The organism is Microbacterium sp. EF45047 (assembly GCF_028472845.1).
Lineage (GTDB): Bacteria > Actinomycetota > Actinomycetes > Actinomycetales > Microbacteriaceae > Microbacterium > Microbacterium neungamense.
Window position 1 is genome coordinate 2,486,008 of record NZ_CP069429.1, and the last position, 23,120, is coordinate 2,509,127.

The following is a 23,120-nucleotide window of genomic DNA, read 5'->3' on the forward strand; positions in this document are numbered from 1 at the left end:
TCCATGATGTCACCTCGCGTCAGCCGCGACGGACGCGTTGGCGTCCCCGCTGCACCAGCCAGCATCCGCCGTAGATGAGGAAGGAGATCGTGGTGATGTAGGGGCTCACCGGCAGGGTGCCCGCAAGCGCCAGCAGGATGCCGCCGACGGCGGAGACGAACCCGAACAGCGCGGCCAGCAGCGGCACCGCGACCGGGCCGGCACTCACGCGCATCGCGGCGGCCGCCGGAGTGACCAGCAGCGCCATCACGAGCAGCGCGCCGATGATGTGCACGCTGACCGCGACGATCAGGCCGAGGATCACCATGAACGCCAGGCTGACCACGCGGGTCGGCACGCCGCGGGCGGCCGCGGACTCCGGATCCAGCGAGTCGAAGCGGAGCGGATGCCACATCAGCAGCAGCCCGGCCAGCACGGCCACGCTGATGCCGATCAGCCAGCCGAGGTCGGGGCTGGACACCGACACGATCTGGCCGGTGAGCAGGCCGAAGCGGTTCGCACTGCGCCCCTCGTACAGCGACAGGAACAGGATGCCCAGACCCAGACCGAACGGCATCAAAACCCCGACGACCGAGTTGCGGTCGCGGGCCTTGGCGCCGAGCACGCCGATGAGGATCGCGGCGACGAGCGCGCCGCCGAGGGAGCCGGCCACGACGCTGCCGCCGAACAGCAGGGCTGCCGCGGCGCCCGCGAAGGACAGCTCGCTGACCCCGTGCACCGCGAAGGCCAGGTCGCGCTGCATGACGAACACGCCGACCAGGCCGCCGACCACGCCGAGGACGGCACCGGCGATGAGCGAGTTCGCCAGGAGCGCCAGGAGCGCGCCGTAGTCCTGGAAGGAGAACACGTCGCTCCAGTCCACGAGCGGGGTCACGCCTCGGCCCCCTCGTGCTCGTGGTGGGTGTCGGCGTCGGGGATGCCGACGACGACCAGCCGGCCGCCGGCGCGCAGCACGAACACCGGGGTGCCGTACAGGTCGGTGAGCACGTGGCTCTGCAGCACCTCGTCGGGCGTGCCGAGCACGAACCGGCCGCCGGCGATGTAGAGGATGCGGTCGACGCGGTCGAGGATCGGGTTGATGTCGTGCGTGACGAACAGCACCGCCGCGTCGCGCTCGCGCCGCTGCCGGTCGATGATGCCGGTCACGCCGCGCTGGTTGGCGAGGTCGAGGTTCGACAGCGGCTCGTCGCAGAGCAGCAGCGCCGGGTCGCCGGCGAGGGCCTGGCCGACGCGGAGCCGCTGCTGCTCGCCGCCGGAGAGCAGGCCGACCCGCCGTTCCGCGTAGTGCGCGGCGCCGACGCCCGCCAGCAGGGCGTCCACGCGCGCGCGGTCACCGCGGCGCGGGATCGGCAGCCCGAACCGGGTGCCGTTCACGCCGAGCGCGACCAGGTCGCGGGCGCGCATGGCGGTATCGGCCGGCAGCGGACGCTGCTGCGGGATGTAGCCGATGCGCGGGTTGCCGCGGTGGACCGGGGCGCCGCCGACGCGGATGCTGCCCCCGGAGAGCGGCTGCAGGCCCAGGATGCTGCGCAGCAGCGTGGTCTTCCCGGAGCCGGAGGGACCGAGCACGGCGAGGAACTCGCCCGGATGCACGTCGAGGTCCAGGCCCGACCAGAGCTCGCGGTCGCCGCGGTGGAGGGCCGCGCCACGGATCTCCAGGACGGGACGCCCCGACACGGGCGCCGCGCCGCCGCTCACTGGGAGAGCGCGGCGGCGAGGTCGTCGATCGCGGCGCGCATCCACTCAGCGTACGACTGTTCGGGCTCGAGCAGTTCCGTGAACGCGACGACGGGGATGCCGGCCTTCTCGGCGGCCGCCTCGACCCGCTCGGTCTCGGCGCCACCGGTCTGGGCGTTGGTCAGCACGGCGGCCACCTGCCCGCCCTCGACGACGGCGAGGGCGTCGAGCAGCGTGGCCGGGGCGACGTCGCTGCCCTCCTCGACCGCCTCGTCGAAGCCCTCGGGGGTGGCGTTCTCGAGCCCGGCGGACGCGGCCAGGTAGCCGGCCAGCGGCTCGGTGAGGAACACCGGCGTGCCTTCGTGCTGTCCGTGCAGGGTGTCGAGCTCGGCCTCGAGGTCCTCCAGCTCGGCGACGAGCTCCTCCGCGTTGGCGGCGAACTCCTTCTCACCCTCCGGGTCGAGCTCGGTCAGGTCCGCGGCGATCTGCTCCACGACGTGGACCATGGTGTGCACGTCGAACCAGACGTGCTCGTTGAAGCCCTCGATGTGGTCGTGGCCCTCGTGGCCGTGCTCGTCGGCGTGCTCGTCCTCGGCCGGCGCTTCGGTGTCCGCCGGGGCGTCCGTTTCGGCGGCGTCGGTTTCGGCTGGGGCGTCGGCGTGCTCGCCGTCGCTGTGCTCCTCGTGGTCGTGCTCGTCGGTGCCGTGCTCCTCCGCGCCGGGGAAGTCGTGGGAGAACTCGGCCGCGGTGATGACCGGGGCATCCGACCCCTCGCGCAGCTCCTCGAGGAAGCCGTCGTAGCCGCCGCCGTTCTCGATGAGGAGGTCCGCGCCCTGCACGGTGAGGCGGTCGCGGGCGGTCGGCTCGTAGGAGTGCGGATCCTTCGTCGCCGAGGCGATCAGCGAGGTGACCTCGACCCGGTCGCCGCCGATCTGTGCGACGAGGTCGCCGTACACGTTGGTGGAGGCGACGACCTGGACGGCATCGCCGCCGGCCGCCCCGTTCGCCGACGTGGAGCACCCCGTGAGCGCGAGAGCGGCGACGGATGCGGCGGCGAGGGTGACGGCAGACTTCTTCATACCGCCCAGCCTACCTGCTAATGAGAACCATTATCATACCGGCCGCCCGCCCTTCCCACCGCCCTCCCACCGCCCCGCTCCCCCGGGCGTCTGTTTGTGCCGTTCTGCTGCTTCAGCGGCCCGCCACACCCCTCCCCGATGCGGAAAGCTCCCGGCGATCACGGGGCCGCTCCCCGCCAGAAGGAAAACGCATCGCACTGCCCACCGGGGGATGCGGGAAGCTCCCCGCGACCGCAAAGACCCCGCGACCGCGCAGACGCGCGCGGCGAGCCGCCCCGCCGCGATGCTCCTATGGATGTCAAGTGGTGAGGGCGGTGTAGATCTCGCGGGCGATGAGGCGTTTGAGGCAGCGGATGATGTCCTTCTTCGAGAGGCCCTCGGTGGTGCGTCGGGCGGCGTAAGCGCGGGTTCTGGGATCCCAGCGGAGCCGGCAGAGCACGATGCGGTAGAGCGCGGCGTTCGCGTGGCGGTCGCCGCCGCGGTTGAGGCGGTGTCGGTGGGTTTTGCCTGATGAGGCGGGGATGGGCGCGACGCCGCAGAGCATCGCGAATGCGGCTTCGGAACGGAGCCGGCCGGGGTTCTCGCCAGCGGTGACGAGCAGTTGCCCGGCGACATCGGCGCCGACCCCGTTGAGGGCGAGCAGCCGCGGGTTGATGTCCGCGACGAGAGGGTCGATGAGTGCGTCGAGTTCGGCGATCTCGGCGGTCAGCGACTGGTGGCGGCGTGCGAGAGCGCGCAGCGCGATCTTCGATGCCTGCTCGGGTTCGTCGGCGCGTGTGGTGTCGGGACGTGCAGCGGCACATACCTCGATCAGCTCCCGGTCTGACAGCCCCCGCAACCGTTCGCGGAGCGCGTCGGGTGCGGTGACGATGATCGCCTTCATCCGGCGTTGACAGTCGGCGCGCTGGGTCACGGCGCTGCGCCTGGCGATCCGCAGATTGCGGAGCGCTTCCACCTTCCCTGCTCGGTCCTTCGGGATCCCCGATCGTGTGCCTGCCAACGCTGCCCGGGCGGCAGCTTCCGCGTCCAGCGGGTCGGACTTACCGGCAAAGCGCCGCGACTTCCGGTCCGGTCGGTCCACTTCCCGCAGCTCGACACCCGCAGCGCGCAGGTGACGGGCAAGACCGGCACCGTATGCGCCGGTGCCCTCGATCCCCGCGATCACGAGCACACCGAACGCACACGCCCAACTCAGCAACGCGGCATAACCGGAACGATTCGCGGGGAACTGCGCGCTCCCGAGCAGCCGGCCGGTGGTGTCGATGACCGCCGCGGTGTGGGAATCGCCATGCGTGTCGATACCCGCCACGATCATGACCTGGTCCTGCTGCTCTTCTCGTGCGATGGTGGTCATCGCCGTCCCTTCCTCTCAACTCTCCGATCGGACGGCACGCACCATCCGAGAGCGAGCGGACAAGACAGTGATGGGTGCCTGCTGGCACAGGCTCCTATGAGGTCACAACCCTCGCACGGTGAGTGCATGGCAGCCCCGCAGCGATCGAACGACAGATCGCGTTCAAGACCCGTAGTCAGTCAGTCGCTGAGTCAGGACAACCGCTGCGGGGCTCCCACCACCATCATCACTGTCAGTCGACGAGCAGCGCGGGTTCCTCGAGCACGGCGGCGACGTCGGCGATGAAGCGGCTCATGCCGTCTCCGTCGATCACACGGTGGTCGAAGGACCCGGCGACCGTGGTCACCCAGCGCGGACGCACCTCCCCGTCGACGACCCACGGGCGCTGGCTGATGGTGCCCATCGCCACGATGCCGGCCTCGCCCGGGTTGATGATCGGCGTCCCGGCATCCATCCCGAACACGCCGATGTTCGTGATCGTGATCGTGCCGCCCTGCTGATCCGCCGGCGTGGTCTTGCCCTCGCGGGCGGTGAGCGTCAGGCGGTTCAGGGCGCGGGCGAGATCGCGCATGCCGAGGTTCTGCGCGTCCTTGATGTTCGGCACGATGAGGCCGCGCGGGGTGGCGGCCGCGATGCCGAGGTTCACGTAGTGGCGCACGGCGATCTCGGCGCCGTCCTCGGTCTCGATCCACGCGGCGTTCACCATCGGCGTGCGACGGACGGCCCAGATCACGGCGCGGGCCATGATCAGCAGCGGCGAGACCTTGATGTCGGCGAAGTCGGGCGAGGCCTTGAGGCGCTTCACGAGCTCCATCGTGCGGGTGGCGTCGACCTCCTTCCACACGGTCACGTGCGGGGCGGTGTAGGCGCTCTGCACCATCGCGTTCGCGCTGGCCTTGCGCACGCCCTTCACCGGGATGGCCTCGGTGCGGGACGGGTCGGAGCCGGGCTGGATGCCGCGCGCGACGCCCACCGGCTTCGCCTGCGGCGCGGGGACGGTCTCCTCGCGCACGTCGCCCCAGTCCGGGGTTTCGATGTTGCGGAACACGCTCGCCTGAGAGGCGTGCTTGACGACGTCCTCGCGGGTCACCTCGCCGTCGGCTCCGGTCGGGGTGACGGATGCCAGGTCCACGCCGAGGTCGCGGGCGAGCTTGCGGATCGGGGGCTTCGCGATCACCCCGACCGAGGAGCGCACCGGCCGCTCGGCGGGGCGCTTGCGTCGGGAGGTGACGTCGCCGCCGGTGCCGTAGCCGACGAGGACCGAGCCGCTGCCGGCGTCCTTCGCCGCGGGCGCCGCGGGCGCTTCGGATGCGGCGGCGCGCGGCGCCTCCGCGGCATCCGCCGTCACGATGGTGATGATCGGCGCGCCGACCTCGACGGTGGTGCCCTCGCTGACGAGGAGCTCCCCGACCGTGCCGGCGTGCGGCGAGGGCAGCTCGACCAGGGACTTCGCGGTCTCGATCTCGCAGATGACGTCGTTGATCGCGACGGTGTCGCCCGGGGAGACCTTCCAGGAGACGATCTCGGCCTCGGTGAGACCTTCGCCGACGTCGGGGAGGGTGAACGTCTGGGTGCTCATATGAGGAATCCTTCGTGAAGATGGCGTTTCGTCTCGTCGCTGCGCTCCTCGCTCAACGACCGGAAAGGGACTCAGTAGGCGAGGGAGCGATCCACGGCCTCGAGGATGCGGTCGGCATCAGGGAGGTACGAGCCCTCGAGCTTGGCGGGCGGGAACGGCGTGTCGAATCCGGAGACGCGCAGCACCGGCGCCTCGAGGACGTAGAACGCGCGCTCCATGACGGTGGCCGCGATCTCGCTGCCCAGGCTGGTGAATCCGGGGGCCTCCTGCGCGTACACCATCCGCCCCGTGGATCGCACCGAGTCGAGGATGGGCCCGTAGTCCACGGGCGACAGCGAGCGCAGATCGACCACCTCGCAGCTGACGCCCTCGCCCTCGGCGATCGCGGCGGCCTGCAGCAGGGTGGTGACCATCGCGCCGTGGCCGACGAGGGTGACGTCGGTGCCGCGGCGGACGATGCGGGAGGCGTGCAGCGGCACGGCCGGCGCGGCGAGGTCGACCTCGCCCTTGGGCCAGTACCGGCTCTTCGGCTCCATGAAGACGACCGGGTCGTTCGACGCGATGGCCTCCTGGATCATCCAGTACGCGTCGTTCGGCGTGGACGGCGACACCACCCGCAGCCCCGGGGTGTGCGTGAAGTACGCCTCCGGGCTCTCCTGGTGGTGCTCGACGGCGCCGATGTGACCGCCGTACGGGATCCGGATCACGATCGGCATCGACAGCGCGCCCTCGTGACGGTAGGTCAGCTTGGCCAGCTGCGACGTGATCTGATCGAACGCCGGGAACACGAACCCGTCGAACTGGATCTCGCACACCGGGCGGAACCCGGCCATCGCGAGCCCGATCGCGGTGCCCACGATGCCGGACTCCGCGAGCGGCGTGTCCAGCACGCGGCGTTCGCCGAAGTCGCGCTGCAGGTGTTCGGTGACGCGGAACACGCCGCCGAGCTTGCCGATGTCCTCGCCCATCAGCAGCACGCGCGGGTCGTCCTCGAGGGCTTTGCGCAGCCCTGCGTTGAGTGCCTTGGAGAAGGGCATGGTCTCGAGGGTCACTCCGCGCCTCCTTCGAACGAGGCCTCGTACTTCTCGAACCAGGCGCGCTGCTCCTCGACGAGCGGATGCGGTTCGCTGTAGATGTTCTGGAACACCATCTCCCGCGGCGGACCGGGAAGGGCGACGGTGCGGGCGCGGAGGTCCTCCGCGGCCTCGGCGGCCTCGGCTTCCGCGTCGGCGAAGACGGATGCCGCGGCGCCGCGCGCCTCGAGGAAGGCCCGCATCCGCGCGATCGGGTCGCGCTCGGCCCAGAACTGCTCCTCCTCGGCGCGGCGGTACTTGGTCGGGTCGTCGCTCGTGGTGTGCGCGCCCATCCGGTAGGTGACCGCCTCGATCGCCCGCGGTCCGCTGCCGGCGCGCGCCTCGTCGAGCAGGGCGCGGGAGACGGCGTAGCTGGCGAGCACGTCGTTGCCGTCGACGCGGACGCTCGGGATGCCGTAGCCGGCGCTGCGCTGCACGAGCGGCACCTTCGACTGCGTCTCCACCGGGACGGAGATCGCCCAGTGGTTGTTCTGCAGGAAGAACAGCACGGGGGCGTCGTAGCTCGCCGCGAACACCATCGCCTCGTGCACGTCGCCCTGGCTGGACGCGCCGTCCCCGTAGTAGACCACCACGGCCGCGTCGCGCTCGGGGTCGCCGGTGCCGCAGCGCCCGTCGAAGGCGAGGCCCATCGCGAAGCCCGCCGCGTGCAGGGTCTGCGAGCCGAGCACGAGGGTGTAGATGCGGGTGTTGCCGTTCTTCGGGTCGAGCGGGTTCCAGCCGCCGTGCGACACCCCGCGCATCAGCTTGATGATGTCGACCGGGTCGACGCCACGGATGCGGGTGACCGCGTGCTCCCGGTAGGACGGGAAGATCGTGTCCTGCCGGCGGGCGGCGTGTGCGGAGCCGACCTGGGCGGCCTCCTGCCCGCGGCTCGGTGGCCACAGCGCGAGCTGCCCCTGCCGCTGCAGGTTGGTCGCCTGGGTGTCGATCGCGCGGATCGCGACCATGTCGCGATAGAACCGCTCGAGCTCGGCATCCGTCAGCGCGTCGATCAGCGGCTGGTACTGCTCGGCTTCCGCGGATCGGACGAGGCTGCCGTCCGCCTCCAGCACGCGCACGAGGGGGGTGTCGAGGGAGCTCACGCCTCTACGCTACCCCGCGGCACCGGCTCAACGCTGGAGAGTCCGCACAACGGATTCCGCGACCTGTAGGACCTTGCCCACGGATTCATGCTCGCCGACGGATATGCGGATGCCGTCGCCGGAGAACGGGCGCACGATCAGGTCGGCGGCGTCGAACGCGGCCGCGACGTGGTCGGTGTCGGCGCCGGTCGGCAGCCACACGAAGTTGCCCTGCGCGTCCGGGACGTCCCAGCCCTGCGCGCGAAGGCCGTCCCGCAGCACGGTGCGCCGGGCGACGATCTCGGCGATGCGCTCGCCCAGCTCGTCCTCGGCGTCGAGGCTCGCGATCGCGGCGCGCTCGGCGGCGCTGGTCACCGACAGCGGGATGCCGGTGGTGCGGGCGGCGTCCAGGACGCGCGGATGCCCGATCGCGTAGCCGATCCGGAGTCCGGCGAGCCCGTAGGCCTTGGAGAAGGTGCGCAGCACCACGACGTTCGGATGCTTCTCGAACAGGCGCTCACGGAGGCCGTCGACCGCCTCGGGGTCGGTGACGAACTCGGCATATGCCTCATCGAGAATGATCAGGCAGTCGGCGGGGACGCGGTCGACGAAGGACGCGAACTCGGCGCTGGTGACGATCGGGCCGGTCGGGTTGTTCGGGGTGCAGACGATGACGGCGCGGGTGCGGTTGGTGACGGCATCCGCCATCGCGTCGAGGTCGTGGCGAGCGCCCGTGGTGAGCGGGACCTGCACCCCGGTGGCGCCGGCGACCAGCGGCAGGCTCGGATATGCCTCGAAGGAGCGCCACGCGTAGACGACCTCGTCGCCGACGCTCGCCGTGCCGAGGACGAGCTGGTGCAGGATCGAGACCGAACCGGCGGCGACGTGCACGGCATCCGTGTCGACGCCGTACTTCTCACCCAGGCGGGCGCGCAGCGCGGCGGCCGACGCGTCGGGGTAGCGGTTCACCGGAGTGGTGTGCGCGAGCGCCTCCTGGACGGACGGCAGCGGGTCGAACGGGTTCTCGTTGCTGGAGAGCTTGAAGGCGTTCGGCCCGGCCTGGCGACCCTGACGGTACGGCGGCAGGGCGGCGATCTCCGGGCGGATGCGGGGCAGGATCGGCTCGGTCACGAGGGAGAGTCTACGACCGCCGTGGCGGGCCCGCCGGTCCGCGCGGCCCCACCGCTCCGGTGAAGATGGGCACGCACTGCGACATCGGGCGGCGCTCGTGCCAGACTGAGGGGACCATGCGATTCGTCATCCGTGTCGTCGTGAACGCCTTCGCCCTGTGGGTGGTGTCCCTGATCCCCGCCCTGCAGGTGGTGATCACGCCCTTCCCGCCCGGCGAGGACCTGCAGCTCGTGCTCACGCTGCTGGCCGTCGGCGCGATCTTCGCGCTCGTGAACACCGTGGTCGGCACGGTGATCCGGATCGTCGCGTTCCCGCTCTACATCCTCACGTTCGGCCTGATCGCGCTGCTCGTGAACGGCATCCTGCTCTGGCTGACCGCGTGGATCACCTCCGGGTTCGGCTGGGGGCTGACGCTCGGCAACTTCTGGTGGGCCGTGGTCGCGGCGCTGCTGATCGCGATCATCAACGCCGTGTTCGGCTTCCTACTGCGGCCGCAGAAGCGCTCGCGCGACTGACCGCAACCACGCCCCGCCCGTCGACCACGCCCCCCGCCCGTCGACCGCGCCCCGCCCTTCGACCGCGGCCCGCCCGTCAGCCGGCCGGCCGGGTCGCGACGTAGTCGAAGGCGCGCACGTCCACGGCCCCGGCGAGTTCGCTCCACAGGGTCACCTCCTCCACGCGGGGATCGCGGGAGGCGTCGACCATCCCCGCCGTCTCGATGTAGGCCTCCAGGTCGTGCGCCGCGAACGGCGCGTCGTTCCCGAACATGCCGTCGCCCGCCTCCCGCCAGGCGGTGAACCCGTCCGCGCCCGGGGACCCGGGTGATCCGCCACCGGCGAGCGCCGCGATCGGGTCGTCGCTGTGCCGCAGCTGCACCAGGGTCTGACCGTCCTGCAGCGACGGCTCCACCGGGCTGCCGGCGAGCACGGTGGTGCCGACGTCGAGCGACCCGTCCATCGCGAGGTAGGAGGCGATCATGGCGCCCTGCGAGTAGCCCACGAGGTCGACGCGGCTGTCCGGGCCGGCGCCGGCCTCCCGCAGCGCCTCCTGCACGGCGTGGTACGCGGCGGACTTCTCCTGCCGCATGTACGCGTCCCAGTTGGACCCCATGTCCCACGGCTGCTGCGTGACCAGCGGCAGGGCCGTGCGGGTGCCGTCGATGTAGGCGACGAAACGGCGCGCGCCGTCCCGCATCGTGTACTCCTCGACGCGCACCTGCGCGCCCCTCCGCGGGATGCGCTGCAGCGACTCCGCGATGTTCCGCGGCGGCGGCACCTGGAACCAGGTGGCGACGCGCTCCACCCGCACCGGGGGCGCGGTTCCGTCCAGGCGGGCGCCGTACGGGAGCACTCCGAGCCCGCGCACCGCGGCGATTCCGCCGCCGGCGAGCGCCAGGCCGCCGATCGGCCCGGGGCCGCTCCACGGCATCGACCCGGGGACCAGCAGCCGGTCCAGATGCTGGTGCTCCAGGCCCTGGAAGCGCCGCTCCTCCCACCCGGCGACCAGCTGCGCGGCCATCGACCCAATCCGCGGATCGGCGGAGGTCAGCCGGTCGATCCGGTCCTGCAGGGCGAGGGCGGCGCGCGGGTCGTTCACCTCCAGTGCGCGCTGCCGCGCCTGCAGCTCCACGACCTCGAAGACGTCGGCCATCAGGAGCGTGCCGGCGGCATCCTCCGCGCACTCGTCGGCGAGGCGCGCGATCCGGCCGGCGCCCGCCGCCAGATCGCCCTCGCAGGTGCGCAGGGCGGCGATGCCGCCGGCGATCCCGCACGCGCGGCGGATCGCGCTCTCGGCATCCGTCAGCATCCGCGCCACCCCGTGCAGACGCCGGCCGACGTCGCGGAGCGCCTCGGTGTCGACCGCGATCGCTCCGCCCGAGACGATGTCGAGGCCGTCCGTCACGGGCCCACCGCCGCTCCGAGCGACCACTGCATCCCGCGTACGGTGCCGGCCGCATCCGCAGCATCCTCGCCGGCGGCGACGAGACGCTCGTGCAGGGCGGCGACCCCGCGGGACTGCCAGGTCGTCTCCGCGGCGAGCCGGCTCAGCTCGGCGCGTGCGTTCTCCAGCGCCTCGAGGGCGTCGTCCAGGGCACGCTGGGCGGCCAGCGCCGCCCAGAACTCGGCGGGAGCGATGCCGTGCGCGGGGGCGATGTCGTACATGCCCCCATGGTGCGTCCACCGCCACGGCGCCGAAGCCCGGAAACACGGCCGCTGTGCACAACATCCCTCACCGCCGCGGGTGTGGACAGCGAGCGGGCGACCGGCAGAATGGGAGGCGTGACGTCGCCAGCGCCCTTCCGCGTCATCTTCGTCTGCACGGGGAACATCTGCCGCTCCCCCATGGCGGAGGTCGTGCTGCGCGCGCTCGCGGAGTCGCAGGGACTCGGCTCCCGCATCGAAGCGCGCAGCGCCGGAACCGGCGACTGGCACCTCGGCGAGCGCGCCGACGAGCGCACCCTCGAGGCGCTCGGCCGCCGCGGCTACGACGGGTCCGCACATCGGGCGAAGCAGTTCACCGCGGCATCCTTCGCCGAGAACGACCTCGTGATCGCGCTCGACCGCACGCACGAGCGCATCCTCCGCACCTGGGCGCGGTCCGAGGACGACGAGGCGAAGATCGCGCTGCTGCGCTCCTTCGACCCGCACGCCTCGAGCATGGACGTGCCGGATCCGTACTACGCCGGGCCCGCGATGTTCGATTCCGTGCTCGGTATGATTGAGCTCGCGACCCGCGGGCTGTTCCGCCAGCTCGAACCGGCTGTGCGGGTGCCCCACCCGACGTCCCGCGCGATGCGGGGCCCCGAGCCGGAGGACCTCTCCTGACTTCCCAGCCTTCCCTCCCGCCCCAGCCGCTCAGCCCGCTCGACGGCCGCTACCGCGCCGCCGTCACCGGGCTCGCCGACTTCCTCTCCGAGGCGGGCCTGAACCGCGCCCGGGTGGAGGTCGAGGTGGAGTGGCTGATCGCCCTCACCGACCGGTCGCTGTTCGGCACGTCACCGCTGGCGGATGCCGACAAGGAGCGCCTGCGCGCCCTGTACCGCGAGTTCGGGCAGGCCGAGATCGACTGGCTCGCCGAGAAGGAGGCCGTCACCCGTCACGACGTGAAGGCGGTCGAGTACCTGGTGCGAGACCGGCTGTCGGCCCTCGGCCTGGACGCCATCGCCGAGCTCACGCACTTCGCCTGCACCAGCGAGGACATCAACTCCGCCTCCTACGCGCTCACCGTGAAGCGCGCGGTCGAGGGCGTGTGGCTGCCGGCGCTGGACGCCGTCGTCGCGAAGCTGCGCGAGCTTGCCGTCGAGCACGCGGATGCCCCGATGCTCTCCCGCACGCACGGTCAGCCGGCCACGCCGTCGACGATGGGCAAGGAGCTGGCGGTGTTCGCCTGGCGCCTGGAGCGGGTGCGCGGGCAGATCGCGGCATCCGAGTATCTGGCCAAGTTCTCCGGCGCCACCGGCACCTGGTCGGCTCACCTCGCCGCCGAGCCTGACGTCGACTGGCCGCGGCTGGCGCGCGAGTTCATCGAGGGCCTGGGCATCGACTTCAACGGCCTCACCACGCAGATCGAGTCGCACGACTGGCAGGTGGAGCTGTACGACCGGGTGCGCCACGCCGGCGGGATCCTGCACAACCTCGCGACCGACGTGTGGACCTACATCTCCCTCGGCTACTTCGCACAGATCCCCGTCGCGGGCGCGACCGGGTCGTCGACGATGCCGCACAAGATCAACCCGATCCGGTTCGAGAACGCCGAGGCGAACCTCGAGCTGGCAGGCAGCCTGCTCGGCTCGCTGTCGCAGACGCTGGTCACCTCGCGCCTGCAGCGCGACCTCACCGACTCCACCACGCAGCGCAACATCGGCGTCGCGTTCGGGCACTCGCTGCTCGCACTGGACAACCTGCGCCGCGGTCTGAACGAGATCTCGCTGTCGCGGGACGTGCTGCTCGCCGACCTCGACGCGAACTGGGAGGTGCTCGCGGAGGCCATCCAGACCGTGATCCGGGCCGAGGTCGTCGCCGGGCGCTCGACCATCACCGACCCCTACGCGCTGCTGAAGGAGCTCACCCGCGGTCACCGGGTCGGGGCCGAGGAGCTCGCGGAGTTCGTGCAGGGCCTGGACATCGGGGACGCCGCGAAGCAGCGGCTGCTGGCGCTGACCCCGGCGACGTACGTGGGGCTCGCGGAGCAGCTCGCGCGCTGAGTCGGGGACTGCGGGCCGGGCGACGCTGGCGCCCGCCGGTGTCGCAGAAGATGCGGGTGCGGATGCCGGGGACCCGCAGTTTCTGAGACGCGGGCCGCGGTTCCGGCGGAACGGGCGAACGCGTTCAGGCCGGTGACCACCCCGCGCTCCCCCCAGCCGACCGACGACTGGGCCGCGATGAGCGTGGGCGCGGCGCTCCAGCCCAGGCCGAAGCCGAGCACGAACGCCACGATCGCCACCACGACCGGGTTCGGCCACGGCGAGGCCGGAGAGCAGCGGCGCGATGCCGATCGACCCCTCCAGATACGCCGGGGCGAAACTGGTGACCCCGATCATCAGCGCACCGACCCCGAGGGACACCAGCGTGGTGGTGAGGATCAGCCGCCGCCCGGCCAGGCGCAGGTCGATGATCGGCTCGGCGGCGCGCCGCTCCACGACGACGAAGCCCGCCAGCGCCAGAATCCCGACGCCGAAGCACACCGCGCTGGGAACCGACAGCCACGCCCACGCGTTGCCGCCCTCGAGCAGCCCGAGGATCACGCTCGTGAGCCCGACCGCGAGCAGCACGGCGCCGGCGTAGTCGATGCGGTGCCGCTGCGAGTGCTTCGCCTCGTGGTAGCGGCGCACCAGCATCCATCCCGCGACCGCGCACAGCGGGACGTTCACGAAGAAGATCCAGCGCCAGGCATCCAGCTGCGAGAACACACCGCCGAGAGCCGGCCCGACGACCGACGACACCGCCCACACGCTCGCGATGTACCCCTGCACCTTGGCGCGCTCGGCGACCGTGTAGATGTCGCCGACGATGGTCATCGACATCGGGGCGACCGCACCGGCGCCCAGACCCTGCACGATCCGGAACACGATGAGCGCGGTCATGCTCCACGCGAAGCCGCACAGCACGGAGCCGGCGAGGAAGAGGACGATGCCGAGCAGGATGATCGGCTTGCGTCCGATGACGTCCGCGAAGCGCGAGTAGATCGGCACGCTGACCGCCTGCGCGAGCAGGTAGACGGAGAACAGCCACGGGAACTCCTGATAGCTGCCCAGGTCGCGGACGATGCTCGGCACGGCGGTGGCGAGGATCGTCGCGTCGATCGCGATCAGGCCGGTCGCGAGCATCAGCGCTCCCAGCACCGGCCCGCGCTCGGAGCGCAGGCCGACGTCGGCGCGATCGACGGAGATGGTCACCTCAGGGACAAGCCGGATGCCGCGGCGGGTATTCCGCCGGATCAGGACCGGTCGCGGCGGCCAGCGGGCATTCCGCCGGATCAGGACCGGTCGCGGTCGGCGGGCATTCCGCCGGATCAGGACCGGTCGCGACGGTCGGCGGATCCGGGGCCGTCGCCGTCCGCGGGGCCGGGGTTCCCGTCGGTGCTGTCCGTGGCGCGGTCGGCGCGGCGGTCGGTGGCGCGGTCGGTGGCGCGGCCGGCGCGGCCGGCGGCATCCCTGTCATCCGCGTCGCCGGCCTCGGCACCTGCGCCTGCGTCACCCGCGTCGTCCGCGTCGGTCGCGTCGTAGAGCACGGGCCGGTCGACGCGCTTGGTGACATCGGCCGGGTCGATCGCGAGCAGCAGCATCGCGAGCAGCAGCAGCGTGATGATGAACGCGGCCCCGCCGACCACGAGGCCGAGGCCGAGCGGGGTGAGGCCCTCGTACGTGCCGCGGGCGATGGCCAGGTTCACCCGCGCGGTGAACGCTCCGGTCGAGACGAGGGTCACGACGGTCGCGAAGATTCCGCAGCCCAGGGCGATGCCGACGAGGTGCAGCGGGCGGAGGATCTCGCGGCGGGACGGCTTGTGGTCGGTCATGCGGGTCCTCCACTCTGGGCCTCGCTCGCACGAGGGCCGGCTGCGGCATCCGTCCTCTCCACGGCCCCGCGCGGGGTGAGCCCGGCGATGCCGAGGAACACCGCGACGATCGCCGCGTATCCGCCGAAGAGGCCGACGCCCAGGATGATGCCGGTGAGCGTGAAGGTGCCGGCGCCGTCGACGGTGTACGGCTGCGCGAAGCCGGCGGGCACCAGGAGCAGCGCGGCGGCGAGCAGGATGCCGAGGGCGCCGGTGATCATCGCGTCGCGGGCGCCCTCGCTGCCGCGGTGGCGGATGCCGGCGAGGAGTTCGACGAGTCCGGTGAGCAGGGCCCAGGCGATCACGAGCACGAAGAACAGCGTCTCGGAGCGCCAGGACGGGATGCTGCCGGCCATGCCGACGATGATCGAGATCACGGCGATGGCCACGGCGGGCCAGCGGCGGCCGGCGGGATACGCGCTCCAGGCGGCGAGCGCGAGCACGAAGGCGGTCACGATCGCGAAGCCGCCGAAGACGGACAGGCCGACCGCCGCCGAGTGGTCGGGCGAGAACGTGATCATCAGCGCAGCCACGGCCGCGAGCGCGGCACGGCTGAGCTGCACGTGGCGCGCCGTGAACGGGCGGGAAGGGGCGGGCATGACGAGTCCTCGATCGGTGACCCCTCCAGTCTACGGACCCGGGGCGGGGGTCCGGGCCCGGGCGCGGTTCGGGCGCAGGCTTTCGGCGCTGAGCCCGTCCCGGCGGCGCGGTCCTTCGGGCGCTGAGCCCACCTGGTCGATCAGGCCGTACTCGGCGGCGGCGGCGGCCGTGAACACCCGATCGCGGTCGGTGTCGGCGCGCAGGGCCGCGACGGTCTGGCCGGTGTGCTGTGCGAGCACCTGCTCGATCTCCGAGCGCACCCGCACCACCTCGTCGGCGGCGAGGATCAGGTCGGGAATCGCCCCGCGGGTCTGCGCCGCCGGCTGGTGCAGCACGATCCGGGCGTGCGGCAGCGCCGATCGCATCCCGGGGGCACCCGCGGCGACGAGCAGCGCGCCGACGCCGATCGCCTGACCCACGCAGGTCGTCGTCACCCGGGGACGGATGTGCTGCATGGTGTCGTAGATCGCCAGCGCCGCGCTGGGGTCGCCGCCGGCGCAGTTGATGGAGAACTGCACGTCGCTGTCCGGGCTGTCGGCATCCAGGTGCAGCAGCTGCGCGATGATGGCGTTGGCGACGCCGGCATCCACCTCGGTGCCGAGGTACACGATCCGCTCCGACAGCAGATGCGAGTAGACGTCCATGATGCGGTCGCCGCGCGGATGCTGCGCGATCACGTTCGGGATGGTGTAGCTGCTCATCGTCCGCTCTCCTCCTGCTCGGGGCCGCCTTCGGCGCCCAGTCCGATCCGCGACCGACGCCGCGGGAACACCTCCGACACGGATCCCACGATCCCGTCGATGAAGCCGTAGTCCAGGGCCTCGGCGGCCGTGTACCAGTGGTCGTGCAGGGAGTCCTCGAAGACGCGTTCGCGCGGCTGGCCGGTGTCCTCGGCGATCAGCCCGATCACGGTGTCGCGCATGTGCCGCAGGTCGTCGGCCTGCACCTCGATCTCCACGGCGGATCCGCCGATCCCCGCCGAAGCCTGGTGCAGCAGGATGCGCGCGTGCTCGAGCGCGCGGCGTTTGCCCTTGGTGCCCGCCGAGAGCAGGAACTGCCCGGCGCTGCACGCCATGCCGAGCGCGACGGTGGCGACGTCGTTCGGCACGGTGCGCATGATGTCGCGGATGGCGAGCATCGCCGGGACGGAGCCGCCGGGCGAATGGATCCACAGCGCGATGTCGGTCACAGGATCCTCGGCGGCGAGGCTGAGCAGCTGCGTCATCAGCAGCGTGCCGTTGTCGTCGTCGAGCGGGCCGTCGAGGACGAGGACGCGCTCGTGGAACAGTGCGCGCCGCGCCTCCGGCCCGAAGCGGGGAACGGTGGTGTCGTCGGTCATGACGTCAGCCTGCGCCCTGATGCGGATGCCCCGCACCGGAATCCGCCCCAGGCGGATCCGCCCACGGCAGAGCGCCCGCCGCCCGGGCGGGGGACGAGGGGGCGAGGGGGGCGAGGGGGACGGGGCAGAATCGGAGGATGCCCTCTCGTCTGCGCTGGATGCGGCTGCGCCCGCAGGAGCTCGCCCTCATCGCGATCACCGCGGTGTGGGGGTGCACGTTCCTGCTGGTCCACTGGGCGATGGAGCACTCCGGACCATGGTTCTTCGTCGGCATCCGCTTCCTCCTGGCCGGCCTGATCAGCATGCTCATCTTTCGGGGCGCGCTGCGCGGCATCCGCTGGCGCGACATCGGCGCGGGCGCCGCGATCGGCCTGATGATCCACCTCGGCTACGGCCTGCAGACCTACGGGCTGCAGTCCATCGAGAGCAGCACGTCCGCGTTCCTCACCGCGCTCTACGTGCCGATGGTGCCGTTCGCGCAGTGGGCCGTGTTCCGCCGCCGACCGCCCGCCCTCGCCTTCCTCGGCGCCGGTCTCGCGTTCGCGGGGCTGGTGCTCATCGCGGGGCCGGATGCCCTGCGGCTGTCGCTCGGCACCGGCGAGATCGCCACGATCATCAGCACGCTGCCCATCGTCGCGGAGATCATCCTGATCAGCCTGTTCGCGAACCGCGTCGACCTGGGCCGGATCACCATCGTGCAGCTGCTCACCGCCGGTGTGCTGGGGCTGGCGACGATGCCGCTGGTCAGCGAGGCGCCACCGGCGTTCTCCTGGGTGTGGCTCGGCGCCGCCGTCGGCCTGGGCGCGGCGAGCTGCCTCATCCAGCTGACCATGAACTGGGCGCAGAAGTCGGTGTCGGCGACCCGGGCCACGATCATCTACGCCGGCGAGCCGGTGTGGGCGGCCGTCGTCGGCCGGATCGCCGGGGAGCGGCTGCCGCTGACGGCGCTGCTCGGCGGCGGACTGGTCGTGCTCGGGATCCTCGCCAGCGAGCTGCGAATCGTGCGCCGACGCCGCACGGAGGGACCGCCGCACGAAGCGACCGTGCGCCGGCGCGGCACGGAGCGACCTTCGCGCGCCGACGTGGAGTAGCGTGCCCCGCCGTGTCCGCGTCCCCGCCGTTGGTGTCCCGGCGGGGTGCGGGCGTGATCACCACACCCCGCCGGGAGGCTGAGGACCCGACAGCGTCATACGGGGCATCAGCCGTTCGGGTAGTCGAATGGTACGGGTTGCCGCACGGTACCCGTCAACACCCATTTTCGGCGGCTGAGCAGGAGATCGCCTGCGGCCACCGGCGCTCCTCGGCAGGGCGCTCTCAGGCCGCGGCGGAGCGGCGGACCGAGAGCCCGCGCGCCACAGCTCCCAGCACGAGCGCCGCGGCGAGCGCGGCGAGCGAGACCAGCACCGGCGTCCACAGGCTGGCGAACGTGGCCGCCACGCTGAGCATGGCGGCGACGATCCAGACGCCGACCGCCCCTCCGCACAGTCCCGCCCAGCCGCGAGCGAGCGCGGTGGCCGCGACGAGTGCGCAGGCCACCGCGATCACTGCTCCGGCCACCCCGATCGGAACGAACAGCTCGATGAGCGCGTTCGCAACCGTCAATGACGTCATGGCACGACCCCCCGTGTCATCGGGCGCACCCCCCGCGCGCCTCTGTGATCAAGAGTAGGTGAGGCCTCCGACGCCGGGCATCCGTCTCAAGGATGATGTTCGGCCGTTGCGTCTACGACGAACGGATGCCGCGCGCAGGAAGCACGGATGCCACGCATCCGCCGCCGCGTCGACGACGAGCGGATGCTAGCGGCGCCGCCGCGACGCCGGCCGGCGCAGCCGCGACAGCCGCGGGGGAACGATCGGCACCGGCGCGGTGAGCACGGCATCCACCACCATCGACCCGTCGGTCGGGCCGATCACCGGGATCGGCGTCGTCTCCGTGACGAAGTCCGGGGTCACCGGCATCCGTGCCAGGTCGCGATGCGCTTTGAGATACGCCGGGACCAGCACGAACAGCGCACTGAACCAGGCGAGCGGGTTCGACCGGATGCTCGAGCTCGCCGCCGTCATGCCGTCGGTGCGGGGACGGGTGACCTCCGACCTGCGTCTCGAGGGATTCCCGCGGGAGCGGGTGCTCGCCGGCGCCTTCCGGATGCTGGACTCCGCGCTGCTGCGGGTCGGCTCGGAGCAGTACGCGCGCACGCACGGCAGCATCGGGCTGGTGACGCTCCGCGGCGAGCACGCGGCGGTGCGCGGCGGCACCGTGGTCGAGCTGCGCTTCCCCGCCAAGAGCGGGCAGCCGTGGGAGTCGGACGTGGAGGATCCCGACCTCGCGGCGCTCGTGGCCGGGCTGAAGCGCCGCGGCCCGGACGCGACGCTGCTGGCCTGGCAGGACGACGCGGGCTGGCATCCGCTGCACGCCGCCGACATCAACGACGACGTCCGCGCGCGCACCGGCGGGGAGTTCACCGCGAAGGACTTCCGCACGCTGCACGGCACGGTCACCGCGGCACGCGCCCTGGCCGAGACCGGCCCGCGCACCACGGCGACCGCGCGGCGCCGCGCCGTCATCGACGCGGTGAAGACGACGGCCGCCGTGCTCGGCAACACGCCGGCGGTCGCGCGTGCGAGCTACATCGACCCGCGGGTGTTCGACCTGTACGAGGAGGGCGTCACGATCGATCCGCGGCGGCGCGCGGAAGGGCTGTCGACACCGGCGATCCGGTGGCTCTACTGTCGCAGGTATGGACAGCACGGTGGCGTGCCTGGCGGCCTGGATGCCCCGGCAGCGCTGGTACTCGGCGAAGGGTCGCGACCCGGAGCTGCGGCTCGTCGCCGCGTGGGATCTGCCGGACCCGTTCGCCGGTCACGGCGGCGAGCGCGCCGTCGTCACCACGCTCCTCGTCGCCGACACCGGCGCACACCCCGTCGTGCTGTATCAGGTGCCGGTGGTCGCGCGTCCGGCATCCGCCGTCGACCCCGCCGCAGACCACGTCATCGGCAGCCCCGAACCGGGCACCGTGCTGCTGGACGGCCCGTTCGACCCGTCGTACACCGAGGCGCTGCGCCGGCTGGTGACCCGCGGCGGCGAGGCCGCCGGTGAGCGGGCTCGGGCGCGCGGCATCCCCGCGGCGCAGATCCCGGATGCGGAGTACGCGGCCGGCGTGCTCGGCGGCGAGCAGTCGAACACCTCGATCATCTACCGCGACGGCGACGACACCGCGCCGATCATCTGCAAGGTGTTCCGGCAGCTGCATCCGGGCGTCAACCCCGACATCGAGCTGCAGACCGCCCTCGCCGCCTCCGGCTCCGCGCACGTGCCCGGAGCCGTGGGATCCGTGGCCGGCACCTGGCCAGACCCGGAGACCGGCGCGCCCGTCGAGGGTTCGCTCGCGTTCGCGCAGGAGTTCCTGCCCGGGGTCGAGGACGCGCGCCGGGTGGCCCTCCGCGCGGCCGCCGCGGGTGAGGATTTCAGCGCGCGCGCCCGCGACCTCGGCGTCGCGACCGCCGAGGTGCATGTGTCGCTGGCCGGTCTGTTCGGGTCGGCACCGCCGTCGGCGGACGAGCGTGCCGGGGTCGTCGCCGGCTGGCATCGGCGCCTGTCCATCGCCGCCGCCGAGGTCCCCGTGCTCGCGGGCGTCCAGGATGCGATCGCGGCGGTGTACGCGCGGGCGCTGGATGCCGCCTGGCCGGACCTGCAGCGTGTGCACGGCGACTACCACCTCGGGCAGGTGATCCTCACGCCCGGGCGCGGATGGGTGATCCTCGACTTCGAGGGCGAGCCGATGCGGCCGATGCCGGAGCGGATGCTGCCCGACCTCGCCATCCGCGACGTCGCCGGCGCCCTGCGCTCCTTCGACTACGTGGCCGGGTCGCTCGAGCGGGAGCGGCCCGACGTCCGGCAGGCATCCGTGCGGGCATGGGCGGATGCCGCGCGCGCGGCCTTCCTCGACGGGTACGCGGGAGCATCCGGCGCCGACCTCGCCGCGCAGCGGCCGCTGCTCGACGCGCTCGAACTCGACAAGGCCGTCTACGAGGCGATCTACGAGTCGCGCAACCGGCCGGACTGGATCGGCATCCCGCTGCAGGCGATCCGGCGCCTGGTGTGATCTCAGCGTCCCGGCGGGCCGTCCAGCACCGTCGGGATGTACTCGAGCAGCTGGATGCGCTGGTCGAAGGTGCGCGCCTCGACCAGCTCGAGTCTAGGCCGCGGGCGCGGCATCCGTCACCCCCTTCTGCGGCGGTCGTGGCCGGACGATGTCGGGGGCATCCGGCACGATGGGTCCCATGGCGGACGGGTACGACCCTCACTTCCTCGCGACCGAGCTGCCGCTGCCCCGCCCGGCACAGCCGGTGCGGGGCCTCCCGTACCCGAGGTTCACCGTGCTCCTCGATCCGGAGCGGCGGATGGCGGCGGTGACCGGGGTGAACATCGACGGCGCCCTGCTGCAGGACCTGGCGCGCACGGGTGAGTGGCATCGGGATCCGCGGGTCGCTCCCGACGAGCAGACCGGACCCGAGATGTACGCGCGCAACGACCTCGACCGCGGCCACCTCGTGCGCCGGCGCGACCCCGGCTGGGGCGACGTCGACGAGGCGCGTCGCGCCATGGACGCGACGTTCGCGTACCCGAACGCGGCACCGCAGGCGGCCGGGTTCAACCAGTCCAAGGAGCTGTGGCTGGGCCTGGAGGATCACGTGCTCGGGTACGCCGACGCGACGGATCAGCGGCTGTCGGTGTTCACCGCGCCGGTCCTCGGCGGCGGCGACCCGCCCTATCGCGGCATCCGGATCCCGTTGCGGTTCTGGAAGCTCGCCGCGTGGCGCGGACCGACGGGCCTGGCCGCGGCCGGTTTCGTCCTCGACCAGTCCGAGCTGATCGACACGCGCGACGGTCTGCTCGCGGTGCATGCGCTGGGGGCGTTCCGCACGTTCCAGGTGCCGATCGCCGAGATCGCGGAGCTCACCGGGGTCGACCTCGGGCCGCTGCCGGATGCGGACGTGCTCGCCGCGCGCACGGCGCGGCCCGGGGAATGGCGGATGCTGAGGACGCCGGCCGACATCGTGCTCTGACGGGCTGCTCGTCCGGCGTCTCGGCATCATCCGTGCGGCGGGCGACCCCACCGCATGCGCGTGATCACGACGCCGAGCAGGCACAGGGCGCCGCCGAGGAACATCACCGGGGTCGGCACTTCGCCCAGAATCAGCCACGACATCAGGATCGCGAGGGCCGGCACCACGTACGTCGTGGCGGAGGTCTGCCCGGCGGTGCTGCGCTGCAGCACGTACGCCCAGGTGGTGAACGCGATCGCCGTGGGGAAGATGCCGAGGTAGATCACCCACAGCGTCGCATCCAGCGGGGCGGCGTGCAGGTCGCCGATGAGGCGCGCGGTCCAGGGCAGCAGCGCGACCGTGCCGGCGACGGCGCCCAGCCAGGTGAGGGTCGTCGAGTCCACGCCCGAGGTGAGCAGCCGCTTCTGCAGCAGCGTGCATCCGGCGTACATGACCGCGGCGAGCAGGGCCAGCAGCAGGCCGGTGATGTCGAGGCCGGCGCTCGTCGACGAGCTCATCCCGATCAGGACGACGCCGAGGAAGGCGATCGGCGCGCCGATCACCAGCGGCTTGGGGAAGCCCTCACCGAGGAACAGCCCGCTGAAGACCACAACCATGAGCGGGGCGAGGTTCACGACCATCGCCGCAGTGCCGGCGTCGAGCGTGCGTTCGGCGCTGTTCAGCGCGAGGTTGTAGACGCAGAACCAGGCGACGCCCCACACGATCACGAGAGGCCAGTGGCGTCGTTCGGGCAGGCGGATGCCGTGGCGCACCGCGATCACCCCGAGAGCCAGCGTGCCGACTGCCATGCGCAGCAGGGCGAGGGCGCCCGGGTCGAAGTGCGGGCCGGCGCCGCGGATGCCGATGAACGCCGACGCCCACAGCACCACGGTCACCGCCGCGGCGGTCAGCGTCAGCGGCGCGTTCGCGCGCGGGGTGCCCGGCGCAGGCAGGTTCGGTGCGGGCGCGCCCGGTGCCGGCGCGGTCGTGCGGGCCCGGTCGGTGCGGGCGCGGTCGTGCGGGCCCGGTCGGTGCGGGCCCGGTCGGCAGTCCCGGGGATCGGTGAGCAGGGGCATCCGCCATATCCCGATCCTCGCTCCAGGCAC

Annotated in this window: 23 protein-coding genes and 3 pseudogenes; 7 read left to right on the forward strand and 19 right to left on the reverse strand. The window is 72.3% G+C overall.

Features of this window, described 5'->3' with window-relative positions; all coding sequences use genetic code 11:
* Window positions 1-19 precede the first annotated feature (19 nt).
* From JRG78_RS12195 to JRG78_RS12230, 8 genes are all read right to left on the reverse strand, one after another.
* The gene (locus tag JRG78_RS12195) at window positions 20-874 is read right to left on the reverse strand and encodes a metal ABC transporter permease (protein ID WP_259606915.1); all 855 of its coding nucleotides are present in this window, start codon (window positions 872-874) and stop codon (window positions 20-22) included.
* Window positions 871-1,677, reverse strand: a complete 807-nt coding sequence (locus JRG78_RS12200) for a metal ABC transporter ATP-binding protein (protein WP_259606916.1) — start codon at window positions 1,675-1,677, stop codon at window positions 871-873. The genes JRG78_RS12195 and JRG78_RS12200 overlap by 4 nt, the downstream gene beginning before the upstream one ends.
* 17 nt (window positions 1,678-1,694) lie before the next feature.
* Complete coding sequence (locus JRG78_RS12205; protein WP_259606917.1) at window positions 1,695-2,756, reverse strand: metal ABC transporter solute-binding protein, Zn/Mn family; 1,062 nt, start codon at window positions 2,754-2,756, stop codon at window positions 1,695-1,697.
* A 298-nt stretch (window positions 2,757-3,054) separates the two neighbouring features.
* On the reverse strand, window positions 3,055-4,110 hold the full coding sequence (locus JRG78_RS12210; protein WP_432806392.1) for an IS110 family transposase: 1,056 nt from the start codon (window positions 4,108-4,110) through the stop codon (window positions 3,055-3,057).
* 232 nt (window positions 4,111-4,342) lie between these two features.
* Window positions 4,343-5,689: a dihydrolipoamide acetyltransferase family protein gene (locus tag JRG78_RS12215; protein WP_259606918.1), complete on the reverse strand. Its 1,347-nt coding sequence runs from the start codon at window positions 5,687-5,689 to the stop codon at window positions 4,343-4,345.
* A gap of 71 nt (window positions 5,690-5,760) precedes the next feature.
* A complete protein-coding gene (locus tag JRG78_RS12220; protein ID WP_259608213.1) occupies window positions 5,761-6,726 on the reverse strand; it encodes an alpha-ketoacid dehydrogenase subunit beta in 966 nt (321 codons plus the stop codon).
* 11 nt (window positions 6,727-6,737) lie between these two features.
* On the reverse strand, window positions 6,738-7,865 hold the full coding sequence (locus tag JRG78_RS12225; protein WP_259606919.1) for a thiamine pyrophosphate-dependent enzyme: 1,128 nt from the start codon (window positions 7,863-7,865) through the stop codon (window positions 6,738-6,740).
* 27 nt (window positions 7,866-7,892) lie between these two features.
* Window positions 7,893-8,975: a histidinol-phosphate transaminase gene (locus tag JRG78_RS12230; protein ID WP_259606920.1), complete on the reverse strand. Its 1,083-nt coding sequence runs from the start codon at window positions 8,973-8,975 to the stop codon at window positions 7,893-7,895.
* A gap of 116 nt (window positions 8,976-9,091) precedes the next feature.
* On the opposite strand from JRG78_RS12230, the gene JRG78_RS12235 reads away from it, so the two are divergent.
* Window positions 9,092-9,490, forward strand: coding sequence for a phage holin family protein (locus JRG78_RS12235; protein WP_259606921.1), 399 nt, complete (start codon window positions 9,092-9,094; stop codon window positions 9,488-9,490).
* Between the two features lie 76 nt (window positions 9,491-9,566).
* On the opposite strand, the gene JRG78_RS12240 is transcribed toward JRG78_RS12235, so the two are convergent.
* Window positions 9,567-10,877, reverse strand: coding sequence for a hypothetical protein (locus JRG78_RS12240; RefSeq protein WP_259606922.1), 1,311 nt, complete (start codon window positions 10,875-10,877; stop codon window positions 9,567-9,569).
* Entirely contained in the window at window positions 10,874-11,137 is a 264-nt protein-coding gene (locus tag JRG78_RS12245; protein ID WP_259606923.1) for a hypothetical protein, read from the reverse strand. The genes JRG78_RS12240 and JRG78_RS12245 overlap by 4 nt, the downstream gene beginning before the upstream one ends.
* A 108-nt stretch (window positions 11,138-11,245) precedes the next feature.
* On the opposite strand from JRG78_RS12245, the gene JRG78_RS12250 reads away from it, so the two are divergent.
* Entirely contained in the window at window positions 11,246-11,800 is a 555-nt protein-coding gene (locus JRG78_RS12250) for a low molecular weight protein-tyrosine-phosphatase (protein ID WP_432806417.1), read from the forward strand.
* Complete coding sequence (gene purB, locus JRG78_RS12255) at window positions 11,797-13,179, forward strand: adenylosuccinate lyase (protein WP_259608214.1); 1,383 nt, start codon at window positions 11,797-11,799, stop codon at window positions 13,177-13,179. Before JRG78_RS12250 ends, purB begins: the two co-directional genes overlap by 4 nt.
* An 83-nt stretch (window positions 13,180-13,262) precedes the next feature.
* Here the strand turns inward: purB and JRG78_RS12260 are convergent.
* The 5 genes and pseudogenes from JRG78_RS12260 to JRG78_RS12280 all read right to left on the reverse strand — a co-directional run.
* A pseudogene (locus JRG78_RS12260) lies at window positions 13,263-14,301 on the reverse strand (MFS transporter); the annotation flags it as partial.
* A 185-nt stretch (window positions 14,302-14,486) separates the two neighbouring features.
* Window positions 14,487-14,990 carry an amino acid transporter gene (locus JRG78_RS12265; RefSeq protein WP_259606925.1) on the reverse strand — a complete coding sequence of 168 codons (504 nt, stop codon included), beginning with the start codon at window positions 14,988-14,990 and terminating at the stop codon, window positions 14,487-14,489.
* Window positions 14,987-15,628, reverse strand: coding sequence for an acyl-CoA synthetase (locus JRG78_RS12270; RefSeq protein WP_259606926.1), 642 nt, complete (start codon window positions 15,626-15,628; stop codon window positions 14,987-14,989). The genes JRG78_RS12265 and JRG78_RS12270 overlap by 4 nt, the downstream gene beginning before the upstream one ends.
* Window positions 15,629-15,658: 30 nt before the next feature.
* A complete protein-coding gene (locus tag JRG78_RS12275) occupies window positions 15,659-16,330 on the reverse strand; it encodes a ClpP family protease (protein ID WP_259606927.1) in 672 nt (223 codons plus the stop codon).
* Window positions 16,327-16,968 (reverse strand): ClpP family protease, encoded by a 642-nt coding sequence (locus JRG78_RS12280; RefSeq protein ID WP_259606928.1) that lies wholly within the window; start codon window positions 16,966-16,968, stop codon window positions 16,327-16,329. The genes JRG78_RS12275 and JRG78_RS12280 overlap by 4 nt, the downstream gene beginning before the upstream one ends.
* A gap of 137 nt (window positions 16,969-17,105) precedes the next feature.
* Here JRG78_RS12280 and JRG78_RS12285 point away from each other — a divergent pair, with 137 nt between their 5' ends.
* Entirely contained in the window at window positions 17,106-18,059 is a 954-nt protein-coding gene (locus tag JRG78_RS12285) for a DMT family transporter (protein ID WP_259606929.1), read from the forward strand.
* Between the two features lie 223 nt (window positions 18,060-18,282).
* Here the strand turns inward: JRG78_RS12285 and JRG78_RS12290 are convergent, their stop codons facing one another.
* On the reverse strand, window positions 18,283-18,579 hold the full coding sequence (locus tag JRG78_RS12290; protein ID WP_259606930.1) for a hypothetical protein: 297 nt from the start codon (window positions 18,577-18,579) through the stop codon (window positions 18,283-18,285).
* Window positions 18,580-18,765: 186 nt separating this feature from the next.
* A complete protein-coding gene (locus tag JRG78_RS12785; protein ID WP_432806418.1) occupies window positions 18,766-19,032 on the reverse strand; it encodes a hypothetical protein in 267 nt (88 codons plus the stop codon).
* On the opposite strand from JRG78_RS12785, the pseudogene JRG78_RS12790 reads away from it, so the two are divergent.
* Together JRG78_RS12790 and JRG78_RS12300 are read left to right on the forward strand one after the other, a co-directional pair.
* Window positions 19,031-19,528 (forward strand): annotated as a pseudogene (locus JRG78_RS12790) (DNA topoisomerase IB); the annotation flags it as partial. The gene JRG78_RS12785 and the pseudogene JRG78_RS12790 sit on opposite strands and share 2 nt — an antisense overlap.
* A gap of 178 nt (window positions 19,529-19,706) precedes the next feature.
* Window positions 19,707-21,071 (forward strand): maltokinase N-terminal cap-like domain-containing protein, encoded by a 1,365-nt coding sequence (locus tag JRG78_RS12300; RefSeq protein ID WP_259606932.1) that lies wholly within the window; start codon window positions 19,707-19,709, stop codon window positions 21,069-21,071.
* A gap of 2 nt (window positions 21,072-21,073) precedes the next feature.
* Here JRG78_RS12300 and JRG78_RS12305 read toward each other — a convergent pair.
* Window positions 21,074-21,175 (reverse strand): annotated as a pseudogene (locus JRG78_RS12305) (dihydrofolate reductase family protein); the annotation flags it as partial.
* Window positions 21,176-21,249: 74 nt separating this feature from the next.
* On the opposite strand from JRG78_RS12305, the gene JRG78_RS12310 reads away from it, so the two are divergent.
* Entirely contained in the window at window positions 21,250-22,035 is a 786-nt protein-coding gene (locus tag JRG78_RS12310; RefSeq protein ID WP_259606933.1) for a DNA/RNA non-specific endonuclease, read from the forward strand.
* A 26-nt stretch (window positions 22,036-22,061) separates the two neighbouring features.
* Here JRG78_RS12310 and JRG78_RS12315 read toward each other — a convergent pair whose 3' ends face one another.
* The gene (locus JRG78_RS12315; protein ID WP_272653429.1) at window positions 22,062-23,090 is read right to left on the reverse strand and encodes a DMT family transporter; all 1,029 of its coding nucleotides are present in this window, start codon (window positions 23,088-23,090) and stop codon (window positions 22,062-22,064) included.
* Window positions 23,091-23,120 lie beyond the last annotated feature (30 nt).

Excerpts from the sequence above, each read along its gene's own strand:
- JRG78_RS12280 (WP_259606928.1), bottom strand. The coding sequence starts at position 16,968 with ATGACCGACGACACCACCGTTCCCCGCTTCGGGCCGGAGGCGCGGCGC.
- JRG78_RS12235 (WP_259606921.1), top strand. The coding sequence starts at position 9,092 with ATGCGATTCGTCATCCGTGTCGTCGTGAACGCCTTCGCCCTGTGGGTG.
- JRG78_RS12285 (WP_259606929.1), top strand. The coding sequence starts at position 17,106 with ATGCCCTCTCGTCTGCGCTGGATGCGGCTGCGCCCGCAGGAGCTCGCC.
- JRG78_RS12220 (WP_259608213.1), bottom strand. The coding sequence starts at position 6,726 with ATGCCCTTCTCCAAGGCACTCAACGCAGGGCTGCGCAAAGCCCTCGAG.
- JRG78_RS12275 (WP_259606927.1), bottom strand. The coding sequence starts at position 16,330 with ATGAGCAGCTACACCATCCCGAACGTGATCGCGCAGCATCCGCGCGGC.
- JRG78_RS12785 (WP_432806418.1), bottom strand. The coding sequence starts at position 19,032 with ATGACGGCGGCGAGCTCGAGCATCCGGTCGAACCCGCTCGCCTGGTTC.
- JRG78_RS12250 (WP_432806417.1), top strand. The coding sequence starts at position 11,246 with ATGGGAGGCGTGACGTCGCCAGCGCCCTTCCGCGTCATCTTCGTCTGC.
- JRG78_RS12310 (WP_259606933.1), top strand. The coding sequence starts at position 21,250 with ATGGCGGACGGGTACGACCCTCACTTCCTCGCGACCGAGCTGCCGCTG.
- JRG78_RS12300 (WP_259606932.1), top strand. The coding sequence starts at position 19,707 with ATGGACAGCACGGTGGCGTGCCTGGCGGCCTGGATGCCCCGGCAGCGC.
- JRG78_RS12210 (WP_432806392.1), bottom strand. The coding sequence starts at position 4,110 with ATGACCACCATCGCACGAGAAGAGCAGCAGGACCAGGTCATGATCGTG.
- JRG78_RS12315 (WP_272653429.1), bottom strand. The coding sequence starts at position 23,090 with ATGCCCCTGCTCACCGATCCCCGGGACTGCCGACCGGGCCCGCACCGA.
- JRG78_RS12215 (WP_259606918.1), bottom strand. The coding sequence starts at position 5,689 with ATGAGCACCCAGACGTTCACCCTCCCCGACGTCGGCGAAGGTCTCACC.
- JRG78_RS12290 (WP_259606930.1), bottom strand. The coding sequence starts at position 18,579 with ATGACGTCATTGACGGTTGCGAACGCGCTCATCGAGCTGTTCGTTCCG.
- JRG78_RS12205 (WP_259606917.1), bottom strand. The coding sequence starts at position 2,756 with ATGAAGAAGTCTGCCGTCACCCTCGCCGCCGCATCCGTCGCCGCTCTC.
- JRG78_RS12270 (WP_259606926.1), bottom strand. The coding sequence starts at position 15,628 with ATGCCCGCCCCTTCCCGCCCGTTCACGGCGCGCCACGTGCAGCTCAGC.
- JRG78_RS12265 (WP_259606925.1), bottom strand. The coding sequence starts at position 14,990 with ATGACCGACCACAAGCCGTCCCGCCGCGAGATCCTCCGCCCGCTGCAC.
- JRG78_RS12245 (WP_259606923.1), bottom strand. The coding sequence starts at position 11,137 with ATGTACGACATCGCCCCCGCGCACGGCATCGCTCCCGCCGAGTTCTGG.